The sequence below is a fragment of the Ferruginibacter sp. genome, from assembly GCF_014377975.1.
Taxonomy (GTDB): Bacteria; Bacteroidota; Bacteroidia; order Chitinophagales; family Chitinophagaceae; genus Ferruginibacter.
Map to the genome: position 1 here is coordinate 32,781 of NZ_JACMOO010000171.1, position 26,372 is coordinate 59,152.

A 26,372-nucleotide genomic window follows, 5' to 3' on the forward strand; every position below is an offset into this window, starting at 1 on the left:
TTTTACTTCAGTAAATTTATACAAAAATAGTACAATGACAGCAACCATTCAATACCAAGGTAATTTAAGGTGCAGTGCCCTGCACCTGCAAAGTAATTCACAGATAGAAACCGATGCCCCGACCGATAACCGGGGAAAGGGGGAAAGATTTTCTCCTACCGACCTGGTTTGCACGGCCCTTGCAACCTGTATGATAACCACCATGGCGCTAAAGGCTACCGATATGGGAATTGAATTGAAAGACACCACTGTTGCAGTAAAAAAACACATGGCCGGCGACCCGAGAAGAATTGCAAAAATTGATGTCGAGCTCACATTTCCTGCAACGTTGAAACTGGAAGATAAGGATAAAATTATTTTACAAAGAATAGGCGATAATTGCCCGGTTATAAAAAGTTTACATCCGGATGTGATGATTAATGCCCGCTATAACTGGCTATAATTTTTTAAGCAAACTATTACCCACCGCACATTCCAGGCAACGCTTTCTATTACAGTATTCATTTTTTAACTGAATGAGTGCCTGCGAATTGAAAGCGTTTTTATTTTGTATGCCTAACAGGCTATACGCATTGGTGATGTTATTTTTTTCAGCTGCAGTTTGCTCCAGCCATTGCATCGCTTTTTCTTTATACCCCTCTTCCTTATTATACAAACCATACGCAAACACAATGGGAATAATAGTATTAATGAGAATATTATTGATCATTTGCGTGCCCAGATGCTTTTCTTTAAATGCAGTGGCTTCGTCAAAAACATAGTGGTAATGCCAGTAATCGTTGGCAGTAACATTTAACAAATCTTTTATTTCTTTCAGCGTTTCTGCTTCTCTTAACACCGAAAATAAATGAAGGCTCCTGTTAATCAACATGGCCAGCTGCGCCAGTCTTACAGAGGGAAAATTTGCAGGCCGCATCCGCAAAAAAAACAACGGTGCCTGTATAGGTTGAAGTTTGTATTTACTTTTATAAAAACGATACTCTTTTTGAAGCATTAATGGATAAGTCTCCGTAAAATTATTTTGCAGTAATCCTGCCTGTCCAAACAACAATGCCTCCAGCTGATGAATTTGATTTTTATGTTTTGTAAGGAGATTAACCGGCAACGACCGGGCAATTTTTTCAAATGCATCGCTGTTTACTTTTATGCCGAAATTACTGGCCAGCAGCCACCAGAATGTTTCTTCCCAGTGATTATTGTTGGCAGCAAGGTGCTTAAAAATAATGGTAGATTTATGCTGCAGCCGCTCTGCCAGCAAACGGTCAATCCAGCTTTTCCAGGTAAGCCCGTTTACCTGTTTAATATTTTTTTCGCATGGAATAAAGGCAGTGGTATTCATCAGTTCATCGTACCTGCCCAGTAAAAATTTCGACACCCTGTTTTGAAGTTCAAGTACCGGAAAGGATAATTCTGCAGCGCCATCATCCTGCCATACCACATGTAAAATGATATTGCTGTAATTTTTATCTTTACTATGCTGGTGGCTTATCCAGCCGGATGATTTTAAATGCAATTCGATATTGCCCGCCCAGGTGGTATTGCCTACTTTAATATTGGCGTTTAAAAAATCCGGCCCCTGGTTGGTGTTTAAAATACCCGGGGTATTTATTTGTAAAATCTCGTTATCGACAGTAGTTAATAAAGCATGATTAAAATACTGAAACTGCCAGATGTATTGAAGCAACTTTTCCGTCATGGTGCTGATTTTATAATGAGGGCAAACAGAAATGTTTACCAATCTACAAAATCAAATTCAACATTGCAACAGTGCCTGCACCACCCTGCTCACCGGCAGCCCCATCACGTTATAAAAATCGCCCTTCACCGATTTTATTCCCACTACGCCAATCCATTCCTGTATGGCATAGGCGCCCGCCTTATCATAGGGCTGGTATTTATCTACATAAAATTCTATCTGCTTATTAGTCAAAGCATGAAACTCAACTTCTGTTATATCTGCAAAGGCAATTTCTGTATGATTATTTAAAATAACAACGCCGGTTATCACCTGGTGTTTTTGGCCAGATAACTTTCCTAAAATTATCATCGCATCTGCCCTGTTGGCCGGCTTGCCAATTATTTCACCGTTTAATACAACAATAGTATCGGCGGCCAGTACCGGCAAAGCTGGCTGAACCATTTGCACAATAGCCAACGCCTTATTGCGTGCAATATGGATGGCAATTTCATCTGCCGGTAAATGCGCTGGATACGATTCATCTGTTGGATGAATGATAATATCAAAAGGCACTTCAGCCCATTCCAGCAACTGTTTTCGGCGGGGCGACTGAGAAGCTAAAATTATTTTTTGCATGGCCGAAGCAGCCGGATGAAATTTGCCTGCGGGTAAAGTGTTCATTGTACAAACTTGTTTTTTAAATTAAATATTCTGCCATTCCATAATTTTTAAAGATACCATTTAAAAAAAAGCATCGATAAAATACCACTCAACATCACCAGTTTAATAAGACTGCTCAACTGATGGTATTGCCGGGTGTTTTGCGCTATATATAATTTTAGCAGTATCCACACAAGTGGCAATAGTACCATCAAAAAACAATAAAAACCTGTTACCCACCAACCCAGTTGAAAAGCATAAAACTGCAAAATAATTAAGGCTCCGATTAATACAACCAGCCAAACCCCAACAAATACTTTAGAGGACGGTACACCCCATACGATGGGCATTGTTTTACAATTGTATTTTGCGTCGCCTTCCATGTCTTCAATATCCTTTACCACTTCTCTTATCAGCGAAATTATAAATGCAAAACCGGCATACAATACGGCGAATTTAAAAATATGGTTCATGGCTTTTGACAGACCCGGCACAGGTGGAGAAAGAAAATGGAATGTGTTGCCCGTTGCAAAATAAAGTACCATAATCGTCCAGGCAGTGAGAAGGGAAATAATAATATTTCCTGCCAGTAATTTTTTTTTAAAAGTGGTGGAATAAAACCATAGTAACAGCGTACACAACACATTTACAATAATAACTATGTAGCTGGTTTTAAAAGAAACATACAGGCTTATCATTAATCCAACGGTGGTAATTACCCAATGCAACACCATTGCCCACCGACGTTTAATTATTTTTTCTACCACCATTTTTTCAGGCTTATTCACCTGGTCGATATTGATATCAAAATAATCATTGATGATGTATCCTGCCGCAGCAATAAAAATGGAGGCGAACATCAATAAAAAAAATAGCGGTTGTGTAAGGTGTAATAAAAGGTGATTATCGTTGAAAGAGGAAACAATGATGTCGTAGTAAAACAGTGATTGGCTTAATGCAATAAAAAAAAGATTCCGCCAGCGGATTAAACGAAAAAAGGCAAATAATAATTTCATGCTTTACTGCTGTTATGAATAAGTATGCAAGATATGCGGGATAAAATAGAAACACGCCAGCTCTAAAGATTCATTCGGGCGGCGATGATACTGATTTCCACTGATCTAGTTGATAGTAATTCAAAGACAAGACATCTGCTGATGAATTTTCTCAAACCGTAAAAATAAATCCATTTTACTCAGGTGGATAAGCGCCAGCTGCATTTTTATTTTATGTTGCGTAAGCAATGTAAAATTTATTCTGAAGCGATGACGGTATCAAGCTCCCAGTGCCCGTTTAATTTTAATACTTTTTCAATTACATCCCTGCCGCAGCCACATCCTCCATTTACAGGAGAAATATACCGGGCTATTTGCTTTATTTCATTTACTGCATCGGCCGGGCAACAAGGTAAACCAACCAATTGCATGGCAGTATAATCTGGTATATCGTCGCCCATGAATAAAATTTCTTCCCACTTTAAATCATGCTGCTGAACATATTTCAGCAATTTCTCTTTTTTATGGTGTGTGCCTAAAAAAATATCTTTTATCCCAAGCCCTGTTAAACGTTCCCTCACCGCTTCTGACTTTCCGCCAGAAATGATCACCACACGGTATCCTTTTTTTACAGCAAGTTGTAAAGCAAACCCATCTTTAATATTCATGCTCCGGGCCATTTCACCCTGTAAAACAAGCACCATGCTTGAAGCCAATACGCCATCTACATCAAATACAAAAGTTTTAACGGGTTTAAACAATGATAAAATATTCATGGTAGTGAAGTAGCTGGTTTATTATAATCAGTTTTAATAAACAACAATAAGTGGCGTTATTTTTTGTGACTGTCCCGCCATTCATATACCCAACTGCTTTGTATCATTTCCAGATGGCCTTCATTGCTTTGCTCGGAGGTACCGGAAAAATTAGGAATTTCCATCACCCATTTGTGTAGTTCTGTAAAACGGATGCGGTATATTTTACCTTCTGTAAATTCATCGCCAAAACGTTCATGCAGCTTCATGGCGATGTCTTCATAATCGTTCCAGTGTATAGGAGGTTCAAAGGTCATTGTTAATAATTTGAAAATGTGAAAATGTGAAAATTCGAAAATGAAGGAAACTTCAATATAAATATTGTTTTTATTTTCAAATCGGGCAATTGACTAATTGAGTAATTTGTTTTCATTCTCCCAAAAACTGGCTCTGATCGGGTAAAGTAACTACAATATTTCCTTCACCTTCATTTAAAAGGCATTGGCAACCTAACCTGGAATTGATGCGGGGGCTTACAGCCCTGTCGATAAAATCTTCCTCGCGGTCGTTTAACTCTTCCAGGAATTCATCGCCCCGTTCCACATAAACATGGCAGGTACTACAGGCGCATACCCCCCCACAATTGTGATGAAGATTGATATTGTTTTTTAAAGCAACTTCCAAAAGGGATTGTCCTTCTTCCACACCTGAAAAAGTGATTGACTCAAGGTCTTTTTGTTGAAAATTATAAGTGATTGTATACATAATTTTTGCAAATATCGGGATATAAAACTACGGTAGAATTACCAATTCAGGAAAACTTATAACTATGCCTGTTCATTAATTACCTGAAAGTTGTTTAAATGCAGGTGTGGTATGTGTTGTATCTATCCCGTCATTTATATACTATTTGTTAAATGAGGGTTTCCGTGAAATTGACCCGGTTGAAAATATTTGCTTATAAAAAAGCATTTCGCTATTTTTCGCTTCTTATAAAATTAAAAATTTCTTTATGAATTACAAAAGGATACCGTACGCAAAATTTTTAATCCTGCCATTAATTATTACAATAAGTGCCTGTAATAATGCGGGCGATATTAAAACAAACGGTAAAATAAAAAGTGACACCGTGGTAAAAACTGCTATTAAAAGAGAAGAACCAGCCATAACAAAAAAAGCTCCTGTAATCAATATTACCGATACCATTTCCATAAAACAAATAGTGCTTTGTATAAAGGACAGTGCCAAAACCAGTGACCGCATTGCCAATAAACTAGGTCAAATTTATGGAGTGAAACTGGCCGCTATCATTAAAAAAAATAAGTTAAAAATCACCGGCGTCCCGATGGCCTGGTACAAAAGCCAGAAGGCTCCTTTCTTTTTTGAAGCGGGCTTACCAATAGATAAAAAACCGGCCAGATTACCTTCGGGTACCAGTATTAAGCAAATAGGCCAGGACAGTGTAGTGGTGGCTCATTTTTATGGCCCGTATGATTTAACAGGTCAGGCTTACACAGCCCTGCAGGACTGGATGAAAGATCATAAGAAGAAAGCAATACAGCCACCGTATGAAGTATATGTTGACGATCCAATGGATAAAAATGGCAAACTAAAAGATCCCTATAAAGTGCGGACAGATATCATATTTACCTGGCGGTAACTGGTATTAAGAGTTCATAATGCTATCGGTAATTTTAAGATACATATTATATATGGCGGGATATGGGGCCAGCAGTTGCAAATGTTTTTGCAGAGTTTCAATATCTTTTCTAATTGCAGGTCCTGTTCTCATTTCAATGGGTGGATAATGACGCAGCCGCAAAGCCGTTTCTTCTATTAAGGGCTGCAGTAATTTAAAATCAACTTCTTCTTTACTGCAATAATCTGCCGCCATTGCGTACAGGTGATTGGTAAAATTACTAACCAATACAGCGGCAACATGCAGTTTAAGGCGTTGTTCATCGTTGGCTGTGGTAACGTTGGCGGATAAGGTATCTGCAAAATTTTTTAATGCGGTAAAACCCTCTTCTGTATTGGCATCTATCAGTAACGGGATATTCTGCTGCAACTCCATATTTTGTTTGCGCAGGCTTTGCAGGGGATACAAAACACCGTAATGATGGGTGATATTTTTTAACACTTCCTTTGATACAGACCCCGCAGTATGTATTACCAGCTTATCACCTAAATGGTATCGGTCATCCAGTTGGCCCATAGCCGTATCTGTTAAAGCTACCAGGTACAAATCAGCCGATTTATCAATTACGCCGCTGTTATCAGTAAAAGCACAATTCAATTCTTCTGCCAATATTGCTGCGTTGTTGGCCGTTCTGCTAACTATTTGTAAAATATCATGTCCGTTATTTTTAATGAGGCGTCCTAAAACTGTTGCAACATTACCCGCTCCTACAATTACTACCTTCATATTATTATCTTTGTTAACGATGAAATTAAAGCAAAAATTAGCAATAAGTTATATAAGAACAAAATTTAAACTGCTGTCGCATGTGTCAAAAAGAAAAACGGCTGAGCAGGCTTTTGAATTATTTTGTACTCCGTTACTAAAAACGCACATTAAAAACAGGACAGTTTTTGAAAGGGCAGAACCGGTATATTTTATTTTAAACGGATTAAAAGTGAATGGTTTCCGGTGGAATAAAGACAAGCCTCACAAGGTTTTGATACTACATGGCTTTGGTTCTTCTGCAAATAATTTTCACAGCTATATTATTGCATTGCTGCAAAAAAATTACCAGGTACTGGCCTTTGATGCACCAGCACATGGCAAAAGTGAAGGCCGCACTGTTAACGCCATGCAATACTGCCAGATGATTGAAAAGGTGATTGAATTATATGGCCCCATTGATGGGTTTTTGGCCCATTCATTTGGAGGCATCGCTCTGAGCCTTGCGATGGAAAAAACACCGCATGATGAAAACACCCGGATAGTTTTTATTGCACCTGCTACAGAAACAACCACAGCTATTGACAGTGCTTTTAAATTATTACAAATAAATGATGAAGAAATCAGAACAGCGTTTGACAGCATCATCTTTGAAAAAGGCGGATACCCTACAAACTGGTATTCTATTAAAAGAGCCATGAAAAATATAAAAGCTTCCATACTCTGGATTCATGATGAAAACGATGATATTACTCCGCTTGCAGATGCACTAAAAGTGAAGGAGGCAGGTTTTAAAAATATAGAATTTATAATTACCACAGGATTGGGACACCGTAATATTTACAGGGATCAGGCTGTACAAAGAAGGGTAGAATCGTTTCTTTAACCCTACCCTGTTCCCTGCTTTATTTTAGAGAAAAATTTTGATTTTTTAATTTTAAACTAATATTGCACTTGGATTTGTTTTAAGTTGCATACTTTTTATCATGCAAATAACTTGTGAAAAAGTGTATTATTTTTTATAAAAGTCCGTCAATACAATACCATAAAGTACAATAACCGGCATTTGCATTGCACACAGGGTTGTATAGTATTATACTGCAGGAAAAATAAACAATTAATTTTCTTCGTACGCTCACAGTTGTTGGTACGAATACTAAGAAAAAAACCCGGAGCAGGTTGAAAAGCACCGGTCAAAAAAATAATTATGGCGAAGAATCTGTTAATAGTAGAATCCCCGGCGAAAGCAAAAACCATCGAAGCAATTTTAGGAAAAGATTTTCAGGTAAAAAGTTGTTTTGGACATATCCGCGACCTTGAAAAAAATGATATGGGCATTGATATCAATAATAATTTTAAGCCCAAATACATTGTACCTGCGGATAAAGAACGGGTGGTAAAAGAATTAAAAAGTCTGGCCAAAAGCAGTGGCGAAGTCTGGCTGGCATCGGATGAAGACCGCGAAGGAGAAAGTATTAGCTGGCACCTGGCAGAAGTTTTACATCTTGACCCTAAAACAACCAAGCGCATTGTCTTTCATGAAATTACCAAACCTGCTATTGAAAAAGCGGTTAAAAATCCACGCACCATCAATATGGATTTGGTAAATGCCCAGCAGGCAAGAAGGGTTGTTGACAGGCTGGTGGGGTTTGAACTGAGCCCGGTTTTATGGAGAAAAATAGGTATGAGCGGTGGCCTTAGTGCCGGCCGTGTGCAAAGCGTAGCAGTAAAATTAATTGCCGAAAAAGAAAGAGAGATTAACCAGTTTGCAGCCGTTGGCAGTTTTAAAATTGAAGCTTTGCTGGCAGCAACAGACTTGAATAACAAAACAGTTTCCTTTAAAGCAGAAGGTGGAAAATATACTGTAGAAGCAGCCGCAGAAAAGTTTTTGCAAAGTTGTATCGGCGCTAAATACACGGTGAAGGATATACAGGTTCGTCCCGGTAAACGCACGCCTGCCGCACCTTTTACTACCAGTACACTGCAACAGGAAGCCAGTAGAAAATTGGGATATGGTGTTAGCAGAACCATGTTACTGGCTCAAAAATTATACGAAAGCGGAAAGATAACTTACATGCGTACCGATAGCGTTAACCTGGGCGAAACAGCGATGGATGCCATTAAAGCCGAGATTAATACAAGCTATGGCGCCAGGTATTTACAAATTCGCAAATACAAAACTAAAAACGAAAGTGCACAGGAAGCCCATGAAGCCATTCGCCCAACGTACATGGAAAACCATACGGTGAATGATGCTGAAACTGGCCGCTTGTATGAACTGATCTGGAAACGTACCATTGCTTCTCAAATGAGTGATGCTGAATTGGAAAAAACAACGGCCAAAATAAATATCAGCAGCAATAAAGAAGATCTAACGGCTACAGGTGAGGTATTAAAATTTGATGGTTTTTTAAAAGTATACATGGAAAGTACGGATGATGAGGAGGAGGAAGAAAATGAAAAAGAAGGTGAAAGCCGATTGCCAAATTTAACGGTTGGGCAGGTACTGGATTTTAACCAGATGACGGCCACCGAAAGATTTACCAAACATTCTGCAAGATACTCAGAAGCCTCGCTGGTAAAGAAGATGGAAGAATTGGGTATCGGCAGACCAAGTACCTACGCCCCTACTATTTCTACAATTATTAAAAGAACTTATGTAGAAAAAAAAGATAAGGAGGGTGTGAAAAGAAGTTTCAGAATTTTAAGGTTAAAAAATGATACCATCGAAAAAATGATGGAGCAGGAAAACACCGGTGCCGAAAAATCAAAGTTGTTTCCAACTGATTTAGGTTTAGTGGTAACCGATTTTTTAAACCAGCATTTTACCAAAGTGATGGACTATTCTTTTACGGCTAACATCGAAAAAGAGTTTGATGAAATTGCGGATGGAAAAATGCAGTGGAATAAAATGGTAGAAGATTTTTACACTCCTTTTCACACCGGTGTGGCGCATACCCTTGAAACCGCAGAACGTGCCGTGGGTGAAAGAATGCTGGGTGTTGCTGAAGACGGAAAACCAATCATAGCAAGGATGGGACGTTATGGCCCGATGGTGCAGGTAGGCAGCCAGGGGGATGAAGAAAAACCACGTTTTGCGAAACTAAAAGCCGGGCAAAGTATTGAAACCATTACGCTGGAAGAAGCACAGGAATTATTTAAATTACCAATTAGCTTAGGTGAATACGAGAATGCAGAAATAAGTGTAAACATCGGACGTTTTGGGCCTTATGTAAAATTTGGGGAGCAATTTGTTTCTATTCCTAAAGGAGAAGACTTATGGTCGGTTACGCTTGACAGGGCCATTGAAATTATCAATGCCAAACAAAAAGAAGATGCACCGATTGGTTTTTATGATGAAAAGCCCATTACCAAAGGCAAGGGCCGTTTTGGGCCGTTTATTAAATGGAACGATTTGTTCATCAACATACCTAGGGCGTACAATTTTGATATTCTTACGCAGCAGGATTGTAATGAACTGATAGAGAAAAAAATGGAAAAAGAAGCCAATCGTTTTATCAGGCAATGGCCCGAAGAAAAGATTGCAATAGAGAATGGCCGCTGGGGTGCATTTATACGCTTTGGCAAAAAAATGCTCAAACTTGGTTTCAACAAAAACAATACAAAATATACGCCGGAAGAATTGGCAGTGATTGAACTGGATGAAGTAAAGAAAATGATTCTGACACAGGAACCAAAAGCATTCGATAAAAAAGCCCCTGCTAAAAAGAGGGCTGCACCAAAGAAAGCTGCAAAGAAGAAATAATTCCGGACCTTCAACCGACCCGGATTTTATTCGATTGAAAGAGACTTCCATTATTTGAAAGCATACATGTGATCACTAAATGTTTGAGGGATGAGCAGAATATTTATCGCTTTGATCTCGTTGCTTTTGTTTGTTTATTCAATGACAATAAATATTTTTTAATCCCAACCACCAATAAACTTTCTAAAGTAAAATAGCAAGCGCAAACAAAATGATGCTATATAAATGGCTCATCAGCCATTTATATAGCTATCATAAAATACCAGAAGATCCCCCGTCCGAAATCCTGCACCCGGAATATAAACACATAATGTGGAAAATTTAACTTCTTTATTTACCTGCATTGAACGAAATTCATTTTTAAATAAAATGCCTTGGTAGAAAACAAAGAAATATCAGCACTTTTCCATTTAATAGATGACCCGGATACTGAAGTATACAGCCAGGTAAGTGATAAAATAATCTCGTTTGGAAAAGCAATTATTCCTAACCTGGAAGACCTTTGGGAAAATACCATCAGAGAAGAACTACAGGAACGGATTGAATCGCTGATTCATAAATTACACTTTCGCGACCTTACCAATGATTTTATAAATTGGAAGAACGGGAGCTGCGAATTATTGCAGGGAGCCTTGTTAACTGCACGGTATCATTACCCCGAAATGCAGTCGCTGCAAGCTTTACAGGAGATTGAAAAAATGCGCCGCAACATCTGGCTTGAGTTAAATAATTACCTTACACCGCTTGAACAAATCAATGTACTTACAAGCATTGTATACAATTATTATAAACACAAGGGCATAAAAATTACTTATAACCAGCCCGACGATTTCCTGATTAATAAAACACTGGAAACAAAAAAAGGTAATGGAATCAGCAACGGTATTGTTTACCTGGTGTTGTGCGAATTGCTGGATATTCCCGTAAAAGCAATCAATCTTCCGCGGCAGTTTATATTGGCTTACTTTGATCAGCAGTATGAATTTATGAACCCGATCGGGCATGCATCACAAAAAATAATTTTTTATATTGATCCTTTAAACGGACAAATATATTCTCATAAAGATGTGGAAAATTATTTTAAACGCATCAACGTACCGCTCACTACTACTTATTTTAAACAAAGAGATAATAAAAAAATTATCCAGTTTTTGCTGCAGGAACTAAGCAAATGTTTTGATGATGAGCGCAACAGGTACAAAATGGAAGAGCTGTTAAGCCTGGTTAAATTATTAGACGAATAATTTAACCAGGAGATAAAAATGGGATGTATAATTGCGCCGCAGTATAATTTTACAAGTATATTTTTAGCATCGAAAAGTATATGAATGTTTTCTATGCAACAATATGAACCCATTTTTGTTAAAATTTAAACTACATAAAACATGAAAGCAAATATTGGATTATCCGATAAAAATTCGAAGGAAATTGCCGGTGTACTAAATAAAATTTTAGCAGATGAATACCTGCTTTATACCAAAACAAGAAATTACCACTGGAATATAGAAGGAAGTAATTTTACGGAAATGCACCTGTTTTACGAAAGTCAATATAACACTATTGATGAGGCCATTGACGAAGTAGCAGAAAGAGTAAGGCAGATTGGCCATTATGCACAGGGCAGATTAAAGGATTTTATAAAACAAAGCCAACTGGTTGAACAGGAATATTCAACAGATCAAAAAACCCAGATACAAAATTTATTGGATGACCATGAAGCTATCATTCGGTTTTTAAGATTACACATTGATGTTTTTACCAGTAAATATAAAGATGCAGGCAATGCAGATTTTGTTACCGGGCTGATGGAAAGGCACGAAAAAATGGCTTGGTTTTTACGTTCTTACCTTAAATAATTGAGGGGGATAAAGCAAACTGGTAGAATAAATCTGTTTGTTTTATCCAGCCGTTTTGTTCATACAAAGCTTGTGCGTTGTAGTTATCAAAAGCTGTTTCCAGCAATAACCATTTGGCATTTTTTTCAATACCGAATTCTTTTGCCTTATTGAGCAAAGCGTTTGCAACGCCTTGTTTACGTGCTTTCTCAGCTACATACAAATCGTTTAATAACCAGGCTGGCTTTAAGGATACCGAAGAAAAGACGGGACACAGTTGCGTAAAACCCACGGCGGTTTCATTTATAAACGCAATAAAAATAGTTGATTCATTTTTTGACAACCGTTCAGACAAAAAAGACGCAGCTGCTTCAATATCAGTTTTCTGTTGGTAGAAAACCCTGTAAGCGTCAAATAAAGGAGCTATTATTTTTACATCCTCAATGCCTGCTGTTTTTATTATTGGTTGCATAAAAATATTTTAATTATCAATAGTACAAAATACTTTTGCGGTAAAAAAATCAATGATTACCTGGAAAGATTTTGAAAAAATAGAGATGCGTACCGGCACTATCACGGCAGTTGCCAATTTCCCCGATGCTAAAAAACCTGCTTACCAGCTCACCATCGATTTTGGTGAATCTGGAATCAAAAAATCATCTGCCCAAATAACCCAGCTTTATACCAGGGAGGCATTAATAGGTAAACAGGTGGTGGCAGTTGTAAATTTGCCCACCAAACAAATAGGTAAATTCTTTAGTGAATGCCTGGTAATGGGTGTTTATAATCTGCAAAATGACGTGGTACTGCTGCAACCTTCCCTGCCTGTAACAAATGGTTGCCGTATTGGCTAAACCTCGCAAAAGCGTTCTAAAAAAATGCTTACTTTTTTAAAGTTATTTTTATTAAGGGTAAAAAAATGATTGCGGCCATCTTTGCGGCATACCACCAGTTCGCTATCTGCCAATAATTTAATATGGTGAGAACAGGTGGGCTGAGAAAGTCCTGTAAGCTGCTGCACATCGCCACAACACATTTCACCCTTACGGAATATTTCCTGCAAAATAGATAACCTGCAGGGGTCAGCAATTGCATTCATTGCCTTCTCAATAAACTTCGTTTCAGCTTTTACGGTACTCATAGTTTTTATTCATTTCCTAATCAAAGAAATTGTATTTTTTATTGCTTTGGCAATATTAATTCATTTAAATTTATCAATATATTTTTATGCCTGAAACAGCTACATTTTATCCTTCCCCTGTTGGAACTATTTTAATACAATCTACCGGTGAATTTATTTCAGGATTGTTATTTATAAATGAGGATGAACTTCAAAAAGTTGAAGATAAGCTTTCAATAACTCCAGCAGACAATGATGTGTTGCTTCATAAATGCCGCCAGCAATTAAGCGAATATTTTGAAGGTACAAGAAGAACATTCGATTTACCCCTTCAACAAAACGGCACTGGCTTTCAACAAAAAGTATGGTGGGCGCTTACACAAATTCCTTTTGGCCAAACCATTAATTATATGGAATTATCCAAACGAACCGGCAATACAAAAGCTATCCGTGCAGTGGGTACTACCAATGGTAAAAATCAACTGAGTATTGTAGTGCCCTGCCACCGCGTAATTGGCAGCAATGGTACGTTAACGGGCTATAGTGGCGGCTTGTGGCGCAAGCAATGGTTATTGGAACATGAAGCAAAAATTGCTCATGGATTACAAATGCTTTTTTAAAATGTCAGTAGCTATTTCATACTAACTGCTGAAAAAGTTAAGGGCAATAATTGCTGCGCTTTTTCAATGATGTACACTTCTCCTAGCATACCACTTAAAATTAACCGGATAGACTGGTGTGTACGTTCCCCGTATTCTGCCAGGCTTTGTCTGCAGATACCACAGGGAGAGATGGGCGTATTACTCTCGCCATTGATATTGTGATAACTGATGGCCATAGTAATAATTCCCCGACCCGAAAACTGAGACGCTACTGCTGACAACAATACCCTTTCTGCACAAATACCCACGGGGTAAGAAGCATTTTCCTGGTTGGTAGCAGTTACCGTTGTACCATCGGTAAGCATCGCTGCGGCTCCAACATTAAAGTGACTATATGGTGCATACGCCTGTGTAGTAATGGCCCTTGCCTTTGCCAGTAAAGTGGCATCACTGTCATTCAATTCTTCTGCTGAAGCATATATTTCCACGGCAAAAGGAATCTCTTTCTTTATCATTTATTCTTTTTTTTGCGCCTACTTTTTTTGTAAAAAATCCTTCTTACATTGCTATAAGAAGGACGATCTTTTTCAGAATTATAAATTAACTGCTATGATACTTCAATTATTTTATCCATTTAAAAAGGCGTTTCCACCTTGGCCCGTTCTCCCAGCTAAACCATATCAGCGAAGCTTTACCCACCACATGATCTTCGGGTACAAAACCCCAATACCGGCTATCCAGTGAGTTGTGGCGGTTATCCCCCATCAGCCAGTAGTAATTCATTTTAAAAGTATAGCTGGTTGCTTCCTTTCCATTTACAAAAAATTTGTTTCCTTTATTTTCCAGTTCGTTGTTTTCAAAGGTTCTGATGCAACGTTCATAGCGAATGTAATTATCCGCCGTTAATTCAATAGTGGCGCCTTTTTTGGGAACATACAACGGCCCATAGTTATCTGAACTCCATTGCCTGACCGTATCGTAGTACGGAAACAATTTATTTTCTACAGGATATATAAAGTCTGTAAGCGTATAACCAGCTGGAATTTTTAAATGTAACTTTTCTTCATTGGTAATATTTACAAGATACGTGTTGTTGCCAAACTGTTGAACATCCCTTTGTTCAAAACGAACATGAATGCCCATAGGTATAAGAATCTCTTCTGCATTTTCTTTATTGTCGAGTGCAGGCGAATTGGAGGGAGTAGTCATTTTATAAAACCGTTCCGATTGTGGAAAAAAATCCTGCGGTTTACCATTGATCATTAAAGCCCCGTTGATAACCTGTATCGTATCGCCTGCAATACCCACACAACGTTTTATAAAATTTTCTCTTTTATCTACCGGTCTTGTTATGATCATATCGCCGTATTTACTCCATACCTCCTCCCTTGCTTTTTGTTCTGTAATATGGCCCTGGTTCATCTCATCCCGTATCTCCTGGTAGTAGGTAAGTTGCGAACCAAACTGTTGCTGCCCGTCTACAACAGGATCGTTAATGAGTGTATCGTTTGCAGGAAAATTAAATACTACGGCATCATTGCGCTGCACGGGGCTTGCAAACCAGCGTGTGTACGGAATATGTATCCACTCCACATAACTTTTGGCATTACCAAAAGGCATGGTATGGTGTACAAATGGCATCGCAAGCGGTGTGTTGGGAATTCGGGGGCCGTAGGTCCATTTGCTTACAAATAAAAAATCGCTTACCAGCAAAGTTTTTTCTTCAGAAGGTGTGGGAATGGTATACGCTTCAAAAACGAAAGTGCGTATGATAGTTGCTGCTACCACCGCAAAAGCTGCTGCATCAATCCATTCTCTTGCAGCGGTTTTTTTATAATTTTTTACCACCAGTTCCCCCGCATATTTTTCATTTTTGCTAAAGCCGAGATATGGAAAATATATGAACGGAAGCAATACTGTAGCACCATGTTGCCAAAATCCAAAGCGGCCAAAATGCTCTACAAATTTGATAGTAATCCAGATGGTAATGAACTGACCGGCGATAGGAATAAACTGTAAAAAAAACCACACTTTATGCAGCTTCATTTTTTGTACCAGGCACCAGGTATTGTAAAATGGCACCAATGCTTTCCATGGTTCGATACCCGCTTTTTTAAACATGCCATATAAACCAATATGCCATCCAAGGGCGGAAACAATAAAAATAATCCAGCCAATACTCATAAGTAAAATTTTAATAGGGCCAAAAATACCATATTTAATTTTGCATTACAGTTATATATAAAAAATGTTTTCAAATGTTTAACAGTAAAATAAATTATTTAATAAACCAATATCCTTAACAAAATATAAAAGTAAAATAAATATTGTCCGGGCTAAGAAGCATTGTGGAACTTCATGGGCGTCGCACACTTCATCTGCATAATATAGATCAGCTTTGGCTTTCTGCGCCAGGTTACCCCTATATTTAAAAAGTATATAAATCGTACAACCCGTTTCTAAATAATATCATTAATGGCGGCACTTACCTGGGCAGCTTTGTTCATTATCATAAAATGACCCCCACCTTTTACAACATGTGTTGGAGAAACATATTTAATAGGAAACATCCTATCGTTATCGCCATGGATGTGAAACAACGTGGGCGGCTGCCAGGTATTGCGCCAGTTAAGCACTTCATTGATGGCCCAATCTGTGTATTGCTGCGGGGCATTTTTCCGGTAAGATCTTGCCATATCTTTTTCATCTTTACCAATGGCACCCAAAAAAATATTTTGTACAGGTTCCATAATTTTAAAAGAACGCATGGGGAACAGCCTGTTTAAACGTAACTGGCCCGAGCGCTTTAACCAGGCAGGTAATTCATCCCCCGATTTTATGCTGGAAATAAGAATTACCTTCGGGGCATTGATTATTTTGGCTATTTCAATACTCATCATCCCCCCAAATGAAAGCCCCATCAGTATTGGATTTTCATCTTTTATACCCGCACTCATCCGTTTTGCATATTGCCCAATGGTTTCATGCGGGTTGGGCATTAACCAGGGAAGTGCAGCCATGGTATGACCTTTAATTTGCAAACGGCCAAAAGCCCTTTCATCTGCGCCCAGGCCACTGATGCAATATATTTTTTTCATAGGTGATTCTTATTTGGGTAACACATAGCTGGTTACATCGTCTGCTGTAATATTTTTACCAGATAAAATAATCAGTCGCTCCACCACATTTCTTAACTCCCGTATATTACCCGTCCAGTTATAACTGGTTAACATATCCAGCGCATTTTTATCCATTATTTTTTTAGGCTGGCCGTATTCATCCGCAATCTTTTCAAGATAATAGTCCACTAAAAACGGCACATCTTCCCGCCGCTCATTCAGGGAGGGCACATGAACAATGATTACGCTCAGCCTGTGGTACAAATCAAGACGAAAACATTTATCTTCCACTTCCTTTAACAAATTCTTATTGGTGGCAGCAATCACCCTTACATCTACATTGATATCTTTATCTGCACCCACCCTGGTAATTTTTCCTTCCTGCAAGGCACGCAACACTTTGGCCTGCGCACTTAAACTCATATCACCAATTTCATCTAAAAACAACGTGCCCCCATTGGCCTGCTCAAACTTACCAATTCGCTGTTTAATGGCAGACGTAAAAGAACCTTTTTCATGCCCAAACAATTCACTTTCTATTAATTCGCTGGGTATGGCCGCACAATTCACTTCCACCATGGGCCCGGTACTGCGGTTACTTTTTTCATGTATCCATCTTGCCACCAGTTCTTTTCCCACACCATTTTCTCCCGTAACCAATACCCTTGCTTCTGTAGGAGCAACCTTTTCAATGGTTTCTTTTATCAGTTTAATTCCAGGGCCATTACCCACCATTTCCTGCACCCTGGCAACTTTTCGTTTTAACACTTTGGTTTCTATAACCAGTGTTTGTTTATCCAATGCATTGCGTAAAGTAATCAGCAGGCGGTTTAGGTCCGGTGGCTTACTTATATAATCAAACGCACCTTTCTTTACAGCTTCTACCGCGGTTTCAATATTACCATGGCCACTGATAACGATGATGGGCACATCACTATTAATTTCCCGGGCTCTTTCTAAAAATTCCAATCCATCCACTTTAGGCATTTTAATATCACACAACACTACATCATAAGTAATAGTACTAAACTTTTTTATTCCCTCTTCACCGTCTGCTGCTTCATCAATTTTGTATCCTTCATAACTCAAAATTTCCGATAAAGTTTTACGGATTGCTTTTTCATCGTCAATGATTAAAATACTGGCCATACTGTGTTTCTATTTTAAATTGGGTTAGATGCAAATCTGCATTTAAAAAAAATATAGTTAAAATTAACGATTTATGAATCAATGTCATTTAGTTAAAGCAATATAAAAAGCCTTCGGTATTTACTTTAAACACTAAATCACTATAAAGAATAAAATTTTGCAAGTGTTAAAAATCAGGCAAAAATATTCTAAACCCTGAATCTTTTATGGGAATGGCTTTTTGAGAAATTGTAGAAATAAATGTGCCAATCAAAGAAGCGTTAAATAATCTAATTTAAAGTTCCCCGTAAAAACGAAGCGATAGTTTTTTACAAACGCCGGTTAGCGGTACAATCAACAATAAAAAGTTCTTTAACTGTTAACCCATGCATGCGGCTGTACGGCAAAAAACTGGAGTAACATTGAATTAGTTGATAATATAACGCGTCAAAAACTCCATATTACCATTACGTAGCCCATCTTCTTTGCAACGCTTTGCGAAAGACTTTTGTAAGTATACATGGTTAAGCTTGCCCCTTATACCCCAAGCCCCTTGCAGGTTTCAGCCTTTAAATCGCAACAGTTATATATACCATACATGATTGTGACAAAGTGAGGCTAATTCTTAAAAGTCTTATAATAGTGGTCGCTTTTCTTTTCTGCAATCAATTCCTCAAAGGTCAACTTATCTACCAATTGTAATAGCTGATTTAAAATCGGCTGACTATCTAATTTTACCTACAAATATTTGCTCAGATTGTTTTGTTTTCGCAAACTCAAATTACAAAATGGATAGGTAGTTTTGGCTACCTACTTTTTTAAGACTTTTTCTTAACTTTTTTTTGTCGTCTAGAGGTGAAAAACTTTATTAATAATCCAGGTAGATATTGAAAGTAAAGAAGGAATAAAGATTGTAAAAAACTATGAAGTTACTTGAACTCCACCCTTAGTTTTTTTACCCCTGATGGAAAGGTTATTAATAAATTAGGGGGTTACCAAACAAGGCAGAATTAAGAGCCCTGTCAAACGCAATTTTATTAGTAAGCGAGTCAATAAACAGTTGAGTGATCATTTTTGATTAATTTTATTTAAATATTAAAACGTATGCGATTACTTTTCATTGTGTTTTCTTTATTGGTTATAAATACGCTAACTGCCCAAAAAGCTGATTCTTTATTTTTAGATGCTGCCATTACCAAATTACAAAATTCAAAAGAATACACATTGAAAGTGGCTACGGAGATGCCAGAAGAAAAATATGGCTTTAAGCCTGTGCCAGGAGAAATGAGCTTTGGTGAACAACTGCTGCATATTGCAGCAAATTTGCGTTGGTTAACTTCATCTTATATTACCAACAGCAAAAGCCCTGTAATAAAACCGGCAACACCCATTCAGAAAAAAGAAGAAATCATACAGGTATTAAACAAAACGTATGATTTTGCAATTAGCGCATTAAAATCGTTTGATGCAGCGCATTTAGCGGATACAGTTTCTTTTTTTGCAGGTACCAAAACCAAACTCCAGATAATTAATCTTATCAGCGATCACCAGACACATCACCGGGCGCAGCTGATTGTGTATTTAAGATTGAACGGCATTAAACCACCGGAATATATAGGATGGTAATAAAATTGCACCCTAGCTAAATTTGAACACAGCTTTTAAAAAATCTGATTCAACTTTTTATTTGCTTTGCCTGCCACTTCAATTAATGCACCAATATTTTCCGGCTGCTGGGTATCAATTAAATAACGTTTTCCGCTGTCAATAATTTACTTTTAATGATGTGAAGTTATTAGGAAAAACAAGAATTTTTTATTTTATGAATACCGCTTATCAAAATCCAATCATGTAAAAGAATGATAAAAAAAATGCAGAAAATTTGGCGGAGAGATTAATTAAGCAGTCTTTGATTTGTCCTTTATTTTTTTTACTGTTGAATACACACCATAGACAACCATAGCCGCTATAAAAATATACACCCATACCGGAATATTTTTACCAACAATAATCAGGTATAGATAGGCGGATACAAAACATAATCCGGTTAGCAATACGGGTATTACAAAAGGCTTTTTATTCCGTATATTTTTCACCGTCCAGCCAAGGCAAAGAAAAAAAAACGGGATAGCCGCAATATAAATTCCACCAAATATGTATGGATTAACACAATACTTTGTACCAAGGCTTAAAAACCATTCTTTAAAAATCTCCCACCATCCCATAACATTATTTTTTAGAGTACGATATTATACAAATCGAAAAAGGAATTTCAACAATTTCTTTAAAGCGCCGGTTAACTGCTTTTCTTTATGTTTTACGATGATCATTTGATTTACACGGGATGCAACCGGGTATGGGTAAATTTTATTGAAAATATCATTAATACTAAGGCCCTTTACATTTGCAAGAATTAATTCCTGTACCAGTTCGCCGGCATTTGGTGCAACCATACTGCCACCTAATATTTTTTCTTTTTTAAATAATCCTCCCTTGCTTATGTAAAGCACTAATTTACTATATTGATAACTGTCAACAATAGCCCGGTCATCTTCATCAAAGTTCATCGCCAGTTTTTCAAAGGAAATATTTCTTTTCAATAATACTTTTTCGCTTAATCCAAATGTAGCCACTTCGGGGTCGGTAAAGGTTACCCACGACATGTAATCGTTATTCAATTTCTTTTTTAATGGCGAAAAGAAATTATTCAGCAACAACCTTGCTTGTTGCTCGGCAGCATGGGAAAACATCAGCGAGCCTGAAACATCTCCACATGTATATACGTGCTTATTGGTAGTTTGTAAATATTTATTAACTACAATTTTATCATCCTTTACCTGTATTCCTGCCTGTTCAAGCCCTAAATCTTTTAAAACAATTTTTCTTCCTACAGCAACAAAAACCGCATCAAAACTTTGTTTAAAATTGGTTCCGTCTTTTTGTTGAATGATGGCCTCATTGGCATTTGTAAATTCTTTTACTTCAGCATTAAGATGGAAGGTAATTCCTTCTTCTATTAGTTGCTCCATTAGTATGCTGCCCATTTCATTTGCATCGTGTGGAAGAATAACTTCACCGCTATGAATGATGGTGACCTGTATGCCTAAACGATTTAGAGCTTGACCAATTTCAATACCGATAGGGCCACCACCTGCAACCAGCATCCTTGCAGGCATATCGTTGAGGGCAAAAATAGTTTCATTATTGAACTGTCTTACTTTTTCAATTCCCGGCACAGTTAAAGCTGCAGGCCTTGAGCCTGTGGCCAATACTATTTTTTTTGCAGTATATATTTCTTCTCCCACCTTAACAGCCGAGGACGAACTAAAATAAGCCTTGCCTAAAACAACATCAAGCCCTTCCTTTCGCAAATAATCAGCATTCTCATGTCTGCGTATAATGGCTTGCTTAGACAATACATATTCAATGGCTTTATTAAAATCAGGTTTGCCGGAAATGGTATAACCAAAAAGCTTGGCCTGTTTGGCCTTGTGCATCAGCCGGGATACATGAATCAATGCTTTGCTGGGTACACATCCATAATTCAGGCAATCACCGCCAATATGTTCATCGGTTTTATCAATCAAAAGAGTTTTAAGACCAACCCTGGCCATAAAAAGTGAAATGCCAAGGCCGCCGGAACCTGCGCCTATCACAATAATATCGTACTTATTTTCTTTCATGCTTGTTTTTATTTAGCAACATTTTTACTATTCCCAATGGGCTGGTGATTTTTTTAAAGCTGTTAACGGCTTTTGTTAGGAAGTAGCAGACACACCAGCAAAATTGATGCAGAAAAATTACCTGTGTTTTGTAAACCCCATTCACCTCCAGGCTTTTTGATTTAAATAGCCTTTGCTTTAAAAAACGCTGCTATTGCAATCGTATCATCGCTACTGCCTCCATCACAAACAATAATTTCAGCAATCTGCTTACAGTCGGGTACGGTACTAAAAAAGAAAGTAAGGTCGGTAAAGTAGTTGGCTCATTAAGTACAGGAATAATGATACTGATAGTACAAGGCTCAATTCATTTTTTTAAGTTATTATTGCGGGTATTTTATTCCTCAAATTTAGCCAGTTCGGCAGCCCAGTCGTACATCTTAAATTTAACAGAATAACCTTCCACATCCTTTTGAAGTTTTTCTTTAATGATTTTTCTAATTCCTTTTTTACCACCAAAGCCGGCAATAAACCAGCTCATTATTTTTGTAACCCTTACTTGTTTTTTAGTATCATCAAATTCAGTTTCTGAATGAAGGAATGATTTTGTAGCTTTATCTAACTGTTTATTAATATTTTCATACGTATAAAAAGCAATAGGCGGACAGCTTTTTGCTCCGCAGTTCAATGCAAAATGTATACGGTAATCAATTTTTGAAACGGCTAATTGCTTTATCAATTTACCGGGAAAGAATTTTGGCAGGTATCCTCTACTTAATTTTTAACGGTATCTTCTTAAAATACCATGTTCAATATCGTCCAAACTAAATTTAGTTTTCGCAATGGTTATAAGTTTCCCTGTAAATATTTCAGGCATTGTTTTTTTCTCCCTGGTGGCTAAAATCTGAAACCAGGCGTTGTACATATTTATCCAGAAGGTTTTAATAGCCTCATCATTATTTAATCCTTCAATCAAATGTTTCGGATCGGCAGTTGCCAATACTGCTTCAATTTCTTTTGTGTCTGCGTCGGTTTTAACATTGTATAACAACTTTTCGGAGAGCTTTTATCAATGCAGTATTAGGCATAGCTTCAGTAATTTTTTTTTGAATGGGCAATGCGTAAATAAACCCTGTCGAAAGACAAATCATCGCAATTATGCACAAACATTTTGTTATTTGTAAAAATCTTTTCCTAAAAGAAATTATCATTTTTGTAGATTGGAGAAGTTATAATAATTAATGGTGACAAAAATACCTGCCATTCCTTACACAATAGCTTGTATAATTTTAAAAATGATTGAATGTTTTAGATTTTGCTTGATTTGCCCGGCTTTAAAATTAGTACAGATCTTGTAAATTTTGAAGTTGTATATACTAATTTTAAAAGGGCTGTCACGTTGTGTAATCCCTGATTTTTACTGTGGCCGCAAAAGAGTTTTGCTTAAATTTACCACCTTACAATAATACTTTTTAGTTTAATAGATATGGCTGAAAATTTTTTTGATAAATTCAGGTTGCTGACTGAAAAAGAGGACTATCAAACCGTTAACACAAATATTGAAAATGGTGTAGTTTTCCGTGGCACAAATTTATGGGTTTTAATTTTTGCCATCTTTGTCGCATCGCTCGGATTAAATGTTAATTCTACAGCCGTTATCATCGGCGCCATGTTAATTTCTCCGCTGATGGGTCCAATAATGGGTATTGGCTTCGGTATGGGTATCAACGATATTTCATTACTGCGAAAAGCCATTTATAATTTTCTTGTGGCTACTGGTGTTGCATTAGCTACTTCTACCATTTTCTTTCTGCTGTCGCCTATAAGCGATGCCCATTCTGAAATTCTTGCAAGAACATCTCCTAATATTTATGATGTACTGATTGCTTTTTTTGGTGGCCTCGCCGGAATACTGGCTACATCAAGCAGACATAAGGGAAATGTAATACCCGGTGTAGCCATTGCAACTGCCTTAATGCCGCCGCTTTGCACCGCAGGATATGGATTGGCAACTTTACAACTGAGTTTCTTCTTTGGAGCATTTTATCTTTTCATTATCAATACAGTATTTATAGCCCTGGCAACATTTATTTTTGTTCGGCTATTACATTTTCCACTAAAAGACTTGCATAGTGTACAATCTGAAAAAAGAGCCCGGCGGATAGTTTGGGTAATTGTTTTACTTACATTATTACCGAGTATTTATTTTGGATTTGACATCGTACAACAAAGCAAGTTTACTAAAAACGCCAATCATTTTATAAATAATGAAGCTCATTTTACCAATGATTATTTATTGAACAAAAAAATTGATGCTAAAAACAAAAGTATTTCTTTGGTTTTTGGCGGTAAGGAAATTTTGCCAGCAGAAATACAACAACTTAAACTTCGGTTAAAGAATTATCAGTTAGACAGTTCGGCTCTGGAAGTAAAACAAGGATTTGCTTATTTAGCTGATAATAAAAATAATGAATCGAATGAGCAATTTAATCAGTTGACAAATGCTTTGGGGATGAAGGAAAAACAATTAAATCTGGTTCAATTGAAGTTTGACAGCATCCTTAACCAGCAAAAATTAAGTGTACAGATTTATTCTGAATTAAAAATTCAATATCCTCAATTAAAAAGAGCAATTATAGAACCATCCATAACCATTAATGATAGTTTGATGCAAACTAATACTTATTTAGTATTGCTAAACATGTCTGCAGGCCTGCCAAAAGCAGAAAAAAATAAATTAGAAAAGTGGTTAAAAGTAAGGCTTAACCAGGCTAACCTTAAACTAATATTTCAATAGTGATTACACTACTGTCCGGTAGATTTTTTATAAAAGTGGTAAAACGTAGTAATATCACACTTTTTGGCGGTTTTAATTATTTGACGATTTGAATTAAAAGTCGATTTTTTGCTATTAGATTTAGCAATGAATTAAGGTAAATATATTTTCGCACAGTTATTTGAAACGGTTTATTGGTATGAATTTGATTTATGTGTCAGCCGCTACCAAGGTAACTTAGGTATAAAAACTTTTACCTGCTGGGAGCAATTTCTAGTAATGAGCTTTGCTCAATTCTGTTATCGGGAAAGTCTGAGAGACATTGAATATTGCCTGGAAAGTATAGGGTCTAAATTATTACTCCTGGAACCTAAACAGCGCATGGAATATTTTCGCAGGCTATCGTATTTTATTGTCTTTTTAAATTCAGTCGCTACAAAGTTCAAAAGCTCCACATATCCCCGAAAGCCGTTTTTGGAATCATTCAATTTCTTCTCAATCAACAAATATTCTTCTGCAGTAATAACCGAAGGACTGCTCTGTTTTTTATACTTCTGTATCATTTTTAAACCGTCCTATTGGTAAATCGTACGCCATGTTTGTTCGTTACGGTGGTTTGCTGCCACTGCACAAATAATCTCTATTTTAGAAATGCCAGCTGAAATTATTAATGATGTGCCGAAATTGAATGAGCAACTAAGCTGGTTTAAAGACATTCCGGTGGTATCCAATTTTACCCAACCGCAGTGTCTGGATAATTACTATCAGATGAAGATGGAAGTGACCCGGTTGATTATTGAGGAGGTGAAGAGCTTAAAGGCGGAGATAAATTGAAAGGTAGAATTCTGTTATTCAGATGGTAATTAGAAAGACAAAAGGGTTGTTAATACTCTATTAGACGCTTTTAGGATTATTGTTTTTTAATTGATACTTTATAAGTAATCTTCATTTTACAACAGGCCATCCATTTTTATAAATAATTCGTTTTATCAGCATCACTCGCCTGCTGCTGCCATTTTTATTACCTGGATTTTTTCTACTTATCGCATGATAAGCAATCCATTTATTTCCTTTGCGGTCTTTAAAAATCGAATTGTGTCCCGGTGCCAGACAGGCGGTGTCTTGCTGCAGAATAACACTGCTGCCGGTTTTGTTGGTTTCGCCTAATCTTTGATATGGCCCCATGGCATTGTCAGACCTTGCAACCATTACGGCATAATGTGCTTTTTCACCGCAACAATTATCACCGGAATAATAGAGATAATATTTACCAGCCTGGCAGTCTACCCATACTCCTTCCAACAATATGTTGTAGTCTTTTTCTTTGCCGGGCCAAACAAGATTTAATGCGGTTGTTCCGGTCCTGAAATTTTTCCAGTCGTTGGTAAGTTCCTGTACCTTGATGGGCTTAAAACCAGACGCCCAGAACAATAATTTTTTCTTCGTTGCCGGATCTATCATTGCCATGGGATCTATATTTACAAAACCTTCTCCGCAAATAAGTGGACTGCCTTTATCAATAAAAGGCCCTGCCGGCAAATCGGCAAAAGCAATACCAATACATTTACCCAGCAATGTATCATTGGTGGCAGATGAAAAAAACAATACATACTTTTTTATGGATGCATCATACAAAACATGCGGCGCCCAAAAGCTGGAAGTGCTTTTGGCCCAGGTTGGTTTTTGTGAAAGTGCATCCCCTTCTGTTTTCCAGTTAAACATATCCGTAGAAGAAGCAACCTGGATGTTTAACAATTTGCCGTCCGGGGTTCCCTGTGTTGCATACGCATAAGATTTACCATTTGTTTTAATCACTGTGGGATCTGCAAAGTCACGATTTAAAACCGGATTCTACCAATTATTTTCAGTTGG

At 37.4% G+C, this 26,372-nt stretch carries 28 protein-coding genes and 3 pseudogenes; 12 read left to right on the top strand and 19 right to left on the bottom strand.

Features of this window, described 5'->3' with window-relative positions:
• Positions 1-34: 34 nt before the first annotated feature.
• The gene (locus H7254_RS09780) at positions 35-442 is read left to right on the top strand and encodes an OsmC family protein (RefSeq protein ID WP_301932792.1); all 408 of its coding nucleotides are present in this window, start codon (positions 35-37) and stop codon (positions 440-442) included.
• Here the strand turns inward: H7254_RS09780 and H7254_RS09785 are convergent.
• The 6 genes from H7254_RS09785 to H7254_RS09810 form a co-directional block, all read right to left on the bottom strand.
• A complete protein-coding gene (locus H7254_RS09785; RefSeq protein WP_301932793.1) occupies positions 437-1,696 on the bottom strand; it encodes a DUF2851 family protein in 1,260 nt (419 codons plus the stop codon). The genes H7254_RS09780 and H7254_RS09785 overlap by 6 nt on opposite strands.
• Positions 1,697-1,753: 57 nt before the next feature.
• Positions 1,754-2,359, bottom strand: coding sequence for a Maf family nucleotide pyrophosphatase (locus H7254_RS09790; RefSeq protein ID WP_301932794.1), 606 nt, complete (start codon positions 2,357-2,359; stop codon positions 1,754-1,756).
• Positions 2,360-2,406: 47 nt separating this feature from the next.
• Positions 2,407-3,354: a geranylgeranylglycerol-phosphate geranylgeranyltransferase gene (locus tag H7254_RS09795; RefSeq protein WP_301932795.1), complete on the bottom strand. Its 948-nt coding sequence runs from the start codon at positions 3,352-3,354 to the stop codon at positions 2,407-2,409.
• A gap of 236 nt (positions 3,355-3,590) precedes the next feature.
• On the bottom strand, positions 3,591-4,109 hold the full coding sequence (locus tag H7254_RS09800; RefSeq protein WP_301923886.1) for an HAD family hydrolase: 519 nt from the start codon (positions 4,107-4,109) through the stop codon (positions 3,591-3,593).
• A 56-nt stretch (positions 4,110-4,165) separates the two neighbouring features.
• Entirely contained in the window at positions 4,166-4,405 is a 240-nt protein-coding gene (gene iscX / locus H7254_RS09805) for a Fe-S cluster assembly protein IscX (RefSeq protein WP_301932796.1), read from the bottom strand.
• A gap of 112 nt (positions 4,406-4,517) precedes the next feature.
• On the bottom strand, positions 4,518-4,853 hold the full coding sequence (locus H7254_RS09810) for a 2Fe-2S iron-sulfur cluster-binding protein (RefSeq protein ID WP_301932797.1): 336 nt from the start codon (positions 4,851-4,853) through the stop codon (positions 4,518-4,520).
• Positions 4,854-5,100: 247 nt separating this feature from the next.
• On the opposite strand from H7254_RS09810, the gene H7254_RS09815 reads away from it, so the two are divergent.
• Entirely contained in the window at positions 5,101-5,748 is a 648-nt protein-coding gene (locus H7254_RS09815; RefSeq protein ID WP_301932798.1) for a GyrI-like domain-containing protein, read from the top strand.
• A gap of 6 nt (positions 5,749-5,754) precedes the next feature.
• On the opposite strand, the gene H7254_RS09820 is transcribed toward H7254_RS09815, so the two are convergent.
• The gene (locus H7254_RS09820) at positions 5,755-6,513 is read right to left on the bottom strand and encodes a Rossmann-like and DUF2520 domain-containing protein (protein ID WP_301932799.1); all 759 of its coding nucleotides are present in this window, start codon (positions 6,511-6,513) and stop codon (positions 5,755-5,757) included.
• A gap of 19 nt (positions 6,514-6,532) precedes the next feature.
• On the opposite strand from H7254_RS09820, the gene H7254_RS09825 reads away from it, so the two are divergent.
• The 4 genes from H7254_RS09825 (at position 6,533) to H7254_RS09840 (ending at position 12,114) form a co-directional block, all read left to right on the top strand.
• On the top strand, positions 6,533-7,378 hold the full coding sequence (locus H7254_RS09825; protein WP_301932800.1) for an alpha/beta hydrolase: 846 nt from the start codon (positions 6,533-6,535) through the stop codon (positions 7,376-7,378).
• Positions 7,379-7,699: 321 nt separating this feature from the next.
• A complete protein-coding gene (gene topA / locus H7254_RS09830; RefSeq protein ID WP_301932801.1) occupies positions 7,700-10,258 on the top strand; it encodes a type I DNA topoisomerase in 2,559 nt (852 codons plus the stop codon).
• A 374-nt stretch (positions 10,259-10,632) separates the two neighbouring features.
• A complete protein-coding gene (locus tag H7254_RS09835) occupies positions 10,633-11,502 on the top strand; it encodes a transglutaminase family protein (protein WP_301932802.1) in 870 nt (289 codons plus the stop codon).
• A gap of 141 nt (positions 11,503-11,643) precedes the next feature.
• Positions 11,644-12,114 (top strand): Dps family protein, encoded by a 471-nt coding sequence (locus H7254_RS09840; RefSeq protein WP_301932803.1) that lies wholly within the window; start codon positions 11,644-11,646, stop codon positions 12,112-12,114.
• Here the strand turns inward: H7254_RS09840 and H7254_RS09845 are convergent.
• Complete coding sequence (locus H7254_RS09845; RefSeq protein ID WP_301932804.1) at positions 12,107-12,565, bottom strand: N-acetyltransferase; 459 nt, start codon at positions 12,563-12,565, stop codon at positions 12,107-12,109. The two genes, H7254_RS09840 and H7254_RS09845, sit on opposite strands and share 8 nt — an antisense overlap.
• Positions 12,566-12,617: 52 nt before the next feature.
• Here H7254_RS09845 and H7254_RS09850 point away from each other — a divergent pair, with 52 nt between their 5' ends.
• Entirely contained in the window at positions 12,618-12,947 is a 330-nt protein-coding gene (locus H7254_RS09850; protein ID WP_301932805.1) for a tRNA-binding protein, read from the top strand.
• Here H7254_RS09850 and H7254_RS09855 read toward each other — a convergent pair.
• Entirely contained in the window at positions 12,944-13,234 is a 291-nt protein-coding gene (locus tag H7254_RS09855; RefSeq protein ID WP_301932806.1) for a helix-turn-helix transcriptional regulator, read from the bottom strand. The two genes, H7254_RS09850 and H7254_RS09855, sit on opposite strands and share 4 nt — an antisense overlap.
• Before the next feature lie 86 nt (positions 13,235-13,320).
• Between H7254_RS09855 and H7254_RS09860 the strand changes: the two genes are divergently transcribed.
• On the top strand, positions 13,321-13,833 hold the full coding sequence (locus tag H7254_RS09860; protein ID WP_301932807.1) for a methylated-DNA--[protein]-cysteine S-methyltransferase: 513 nt from the start codon (positions 13,321-13,323) through the stop codon (positions 13,831-13,833).
• Positions 13,834-13,844: 11 nt separating this feature from the next.
• On the opposite strand, the gene H7254_RS09865 is transcribed toward H7254_RS09860, so the two are convergent.
• From H7254_RS09865 to H7254_RS21475, 5 genes are all read right to left on the bottom strand, one after another.
• On the bottom strand, positions 13,845-14,330 hold the full coding sequence (locus H7254_RS09865) for a cytidine deaminase (protein WP_301932808.1): 486 nt from the start codon (positions 14,328-14,330) through the stop codon (positions 13,845-13,847).
• Positions 14,331-14,436: 106 nt separating this feature from the next.
• Positions 14,437-15,999, bottom strand: coding sequence for a signal peptidase I (lepB, locus tag H7254_RS09870; protein ID WP_301932809.1), 1,563 nt, complete (start codon positions 15,997-15,999; stop codon positions 14,437-14,439).
• 275 nt (positions 16,000-16,274) lie between these two features.
• Entirely contained in the window at positions 16,275-16,913 is a 639-nt protein-coding gene (locus H7254_RS09875) for an alpha/beta hydrolase (RefSeq protein ID WP_301932810.1), read from the bottom strand.
• A gap of 9 nt (positions 16,914-16,922) precedes the next feature.
• Positions 16,923-18,083 (bottom strand): sigma-54 dependent transcriptional regulator, encoded by a 1,161-nt coding sequence (locus H7254_RS09880; RefSeq protein WP_301932811.1) that lies wholly within the window; start codon positions 18,081-18,083, stop codon positions 16,923-16,925.
• 597 nt (positions 18,084-18,680) lie between these two features.
• On the bottom strand, positions 18,681-18,779 hold the full coding sequence (locus H7254_RS21475) for a hypothetical protein (protein ID WP_367875433.1): 99 nt from the start codon (positions 18,777-18,779) through the stop codon (positions 18,681-18,683).
• 387 nt (positions 18,780-19,166) lie between these two features.
• On the opposite strand from H7254_RS21475, the gene H7254_RS09885 reads away from it, so the two are divergent.
• Positions 19,167-19,688, top strand: a complete 522-nt coding sequence (locus H7254_RS09885) for a DinB family protein (RefSeq protein WP_301932812.1) — start codon at positions 19,167-19,169, stop codon at positions 19,686-19,688.
• 272 nt (positions 19,689-19,960) lie between these two features.
• Here the strand turns inward: H7254_RS09885 and H7254_RS09890 are convergent, their stop codons facing one another.
• From H7254_RS09890 to H7254_RS09900, 3 genes and pseudogenes are all read right to left on the bottom strand, one after another.
• Entirely contained in the window at positions 19,961-20,287 is a 327-nt protein-coding gene (locus H7254_RS09890) for a hypothetical protein (protein WP_301932813.1), read from the bottom strand.
• A 24-nt stretch (positions 20,288-20,311) separates the two neighbouring features.
• A complete protein-coding gene (locus H7254_RS09895; RefSeq protein ID WP_301932814.1) occupies positions 20,312-21,745 on the bottom strand; it encodes an NAD(P)/FAD-dependent oxidoreductase in 1,434 nt (477 codons plus the stop codon).
• 376 nt (positions 21,746-22,121) lie between these two features.
• A pseudogene (locus H7254_RS09900) lies at positions 22,122-22,775 on the bottom strand (DUF547 domain-containing protein).
• Positions 22,776-23,210: 435 nt separating this feature from the next.
• On the opposite strand from H7254_RS09900, the gene H7254_RS09905 reads away from it, so the two are divergent.
• Positions 23,211-24,521, top strand: a complete 1,311-nt coding sequence (locus H7254_RS09905; protein ID WP_301932815.1) for a TIGR00341 family protein — start codon at positions 23,211-23,213, stop codon at positions 24,519-24,521.
• 144 nt (positions 24,522-24,665) lie between these two features.
• Positions 24,666-24,797 (top strand): annotated as a pseudogene (locus H7254_RS21480) (DUF4372 domain-containing protein); the annotation flags it as partial.
• A gap of 2 nt (positions 24,798-24,799) precedes the next feature.
• On the opposite strand, the gene H7254_RS09910 reads toward H7254_RS21480, so the two are convergent.
• Complete coding sequence (locus tag H7254_RS09910; RefSeq protein WP_301932816.1) at positions 24,800-25,063, bottom strand: hypothetical protein; 264 nt, start codon at positions 25,061-25,063, stop codon at positions 24,800-24,802.
• Positions 25,064-25,151: 88 nt separating this feature from the next.
• Here H7254_RS09910 and H7254_RS09915 point away from each other — a divergent pair, with 88 nt between their 5' ends.
• Positions 25,152-25,334 carry a hypothetical protein gene (locus H7254_RS09915; protein ID WP_301932817.1) on the top strand — a complete coding sequence of 61 codons (183 nt, stop codon included), beginning with the start codon at positions 25,152-25,154 and terminating at the stop codon, positions 25,332-25,334.
• Positions 25,335-25,445: 111 nt separating this feature from the next.
• Here the strand turns inward: H7254_RS09915 and H7254_RS09920 are convergent.
• Positions 25,446-26,339: pseudogene (locus H7254_RS09920) on the bottom strand (glycoside hydrolase family 43 protein); the annotation flags it as partial.
• Positions 26,340-26,372 lie beyond the last annotated feature (33 nt).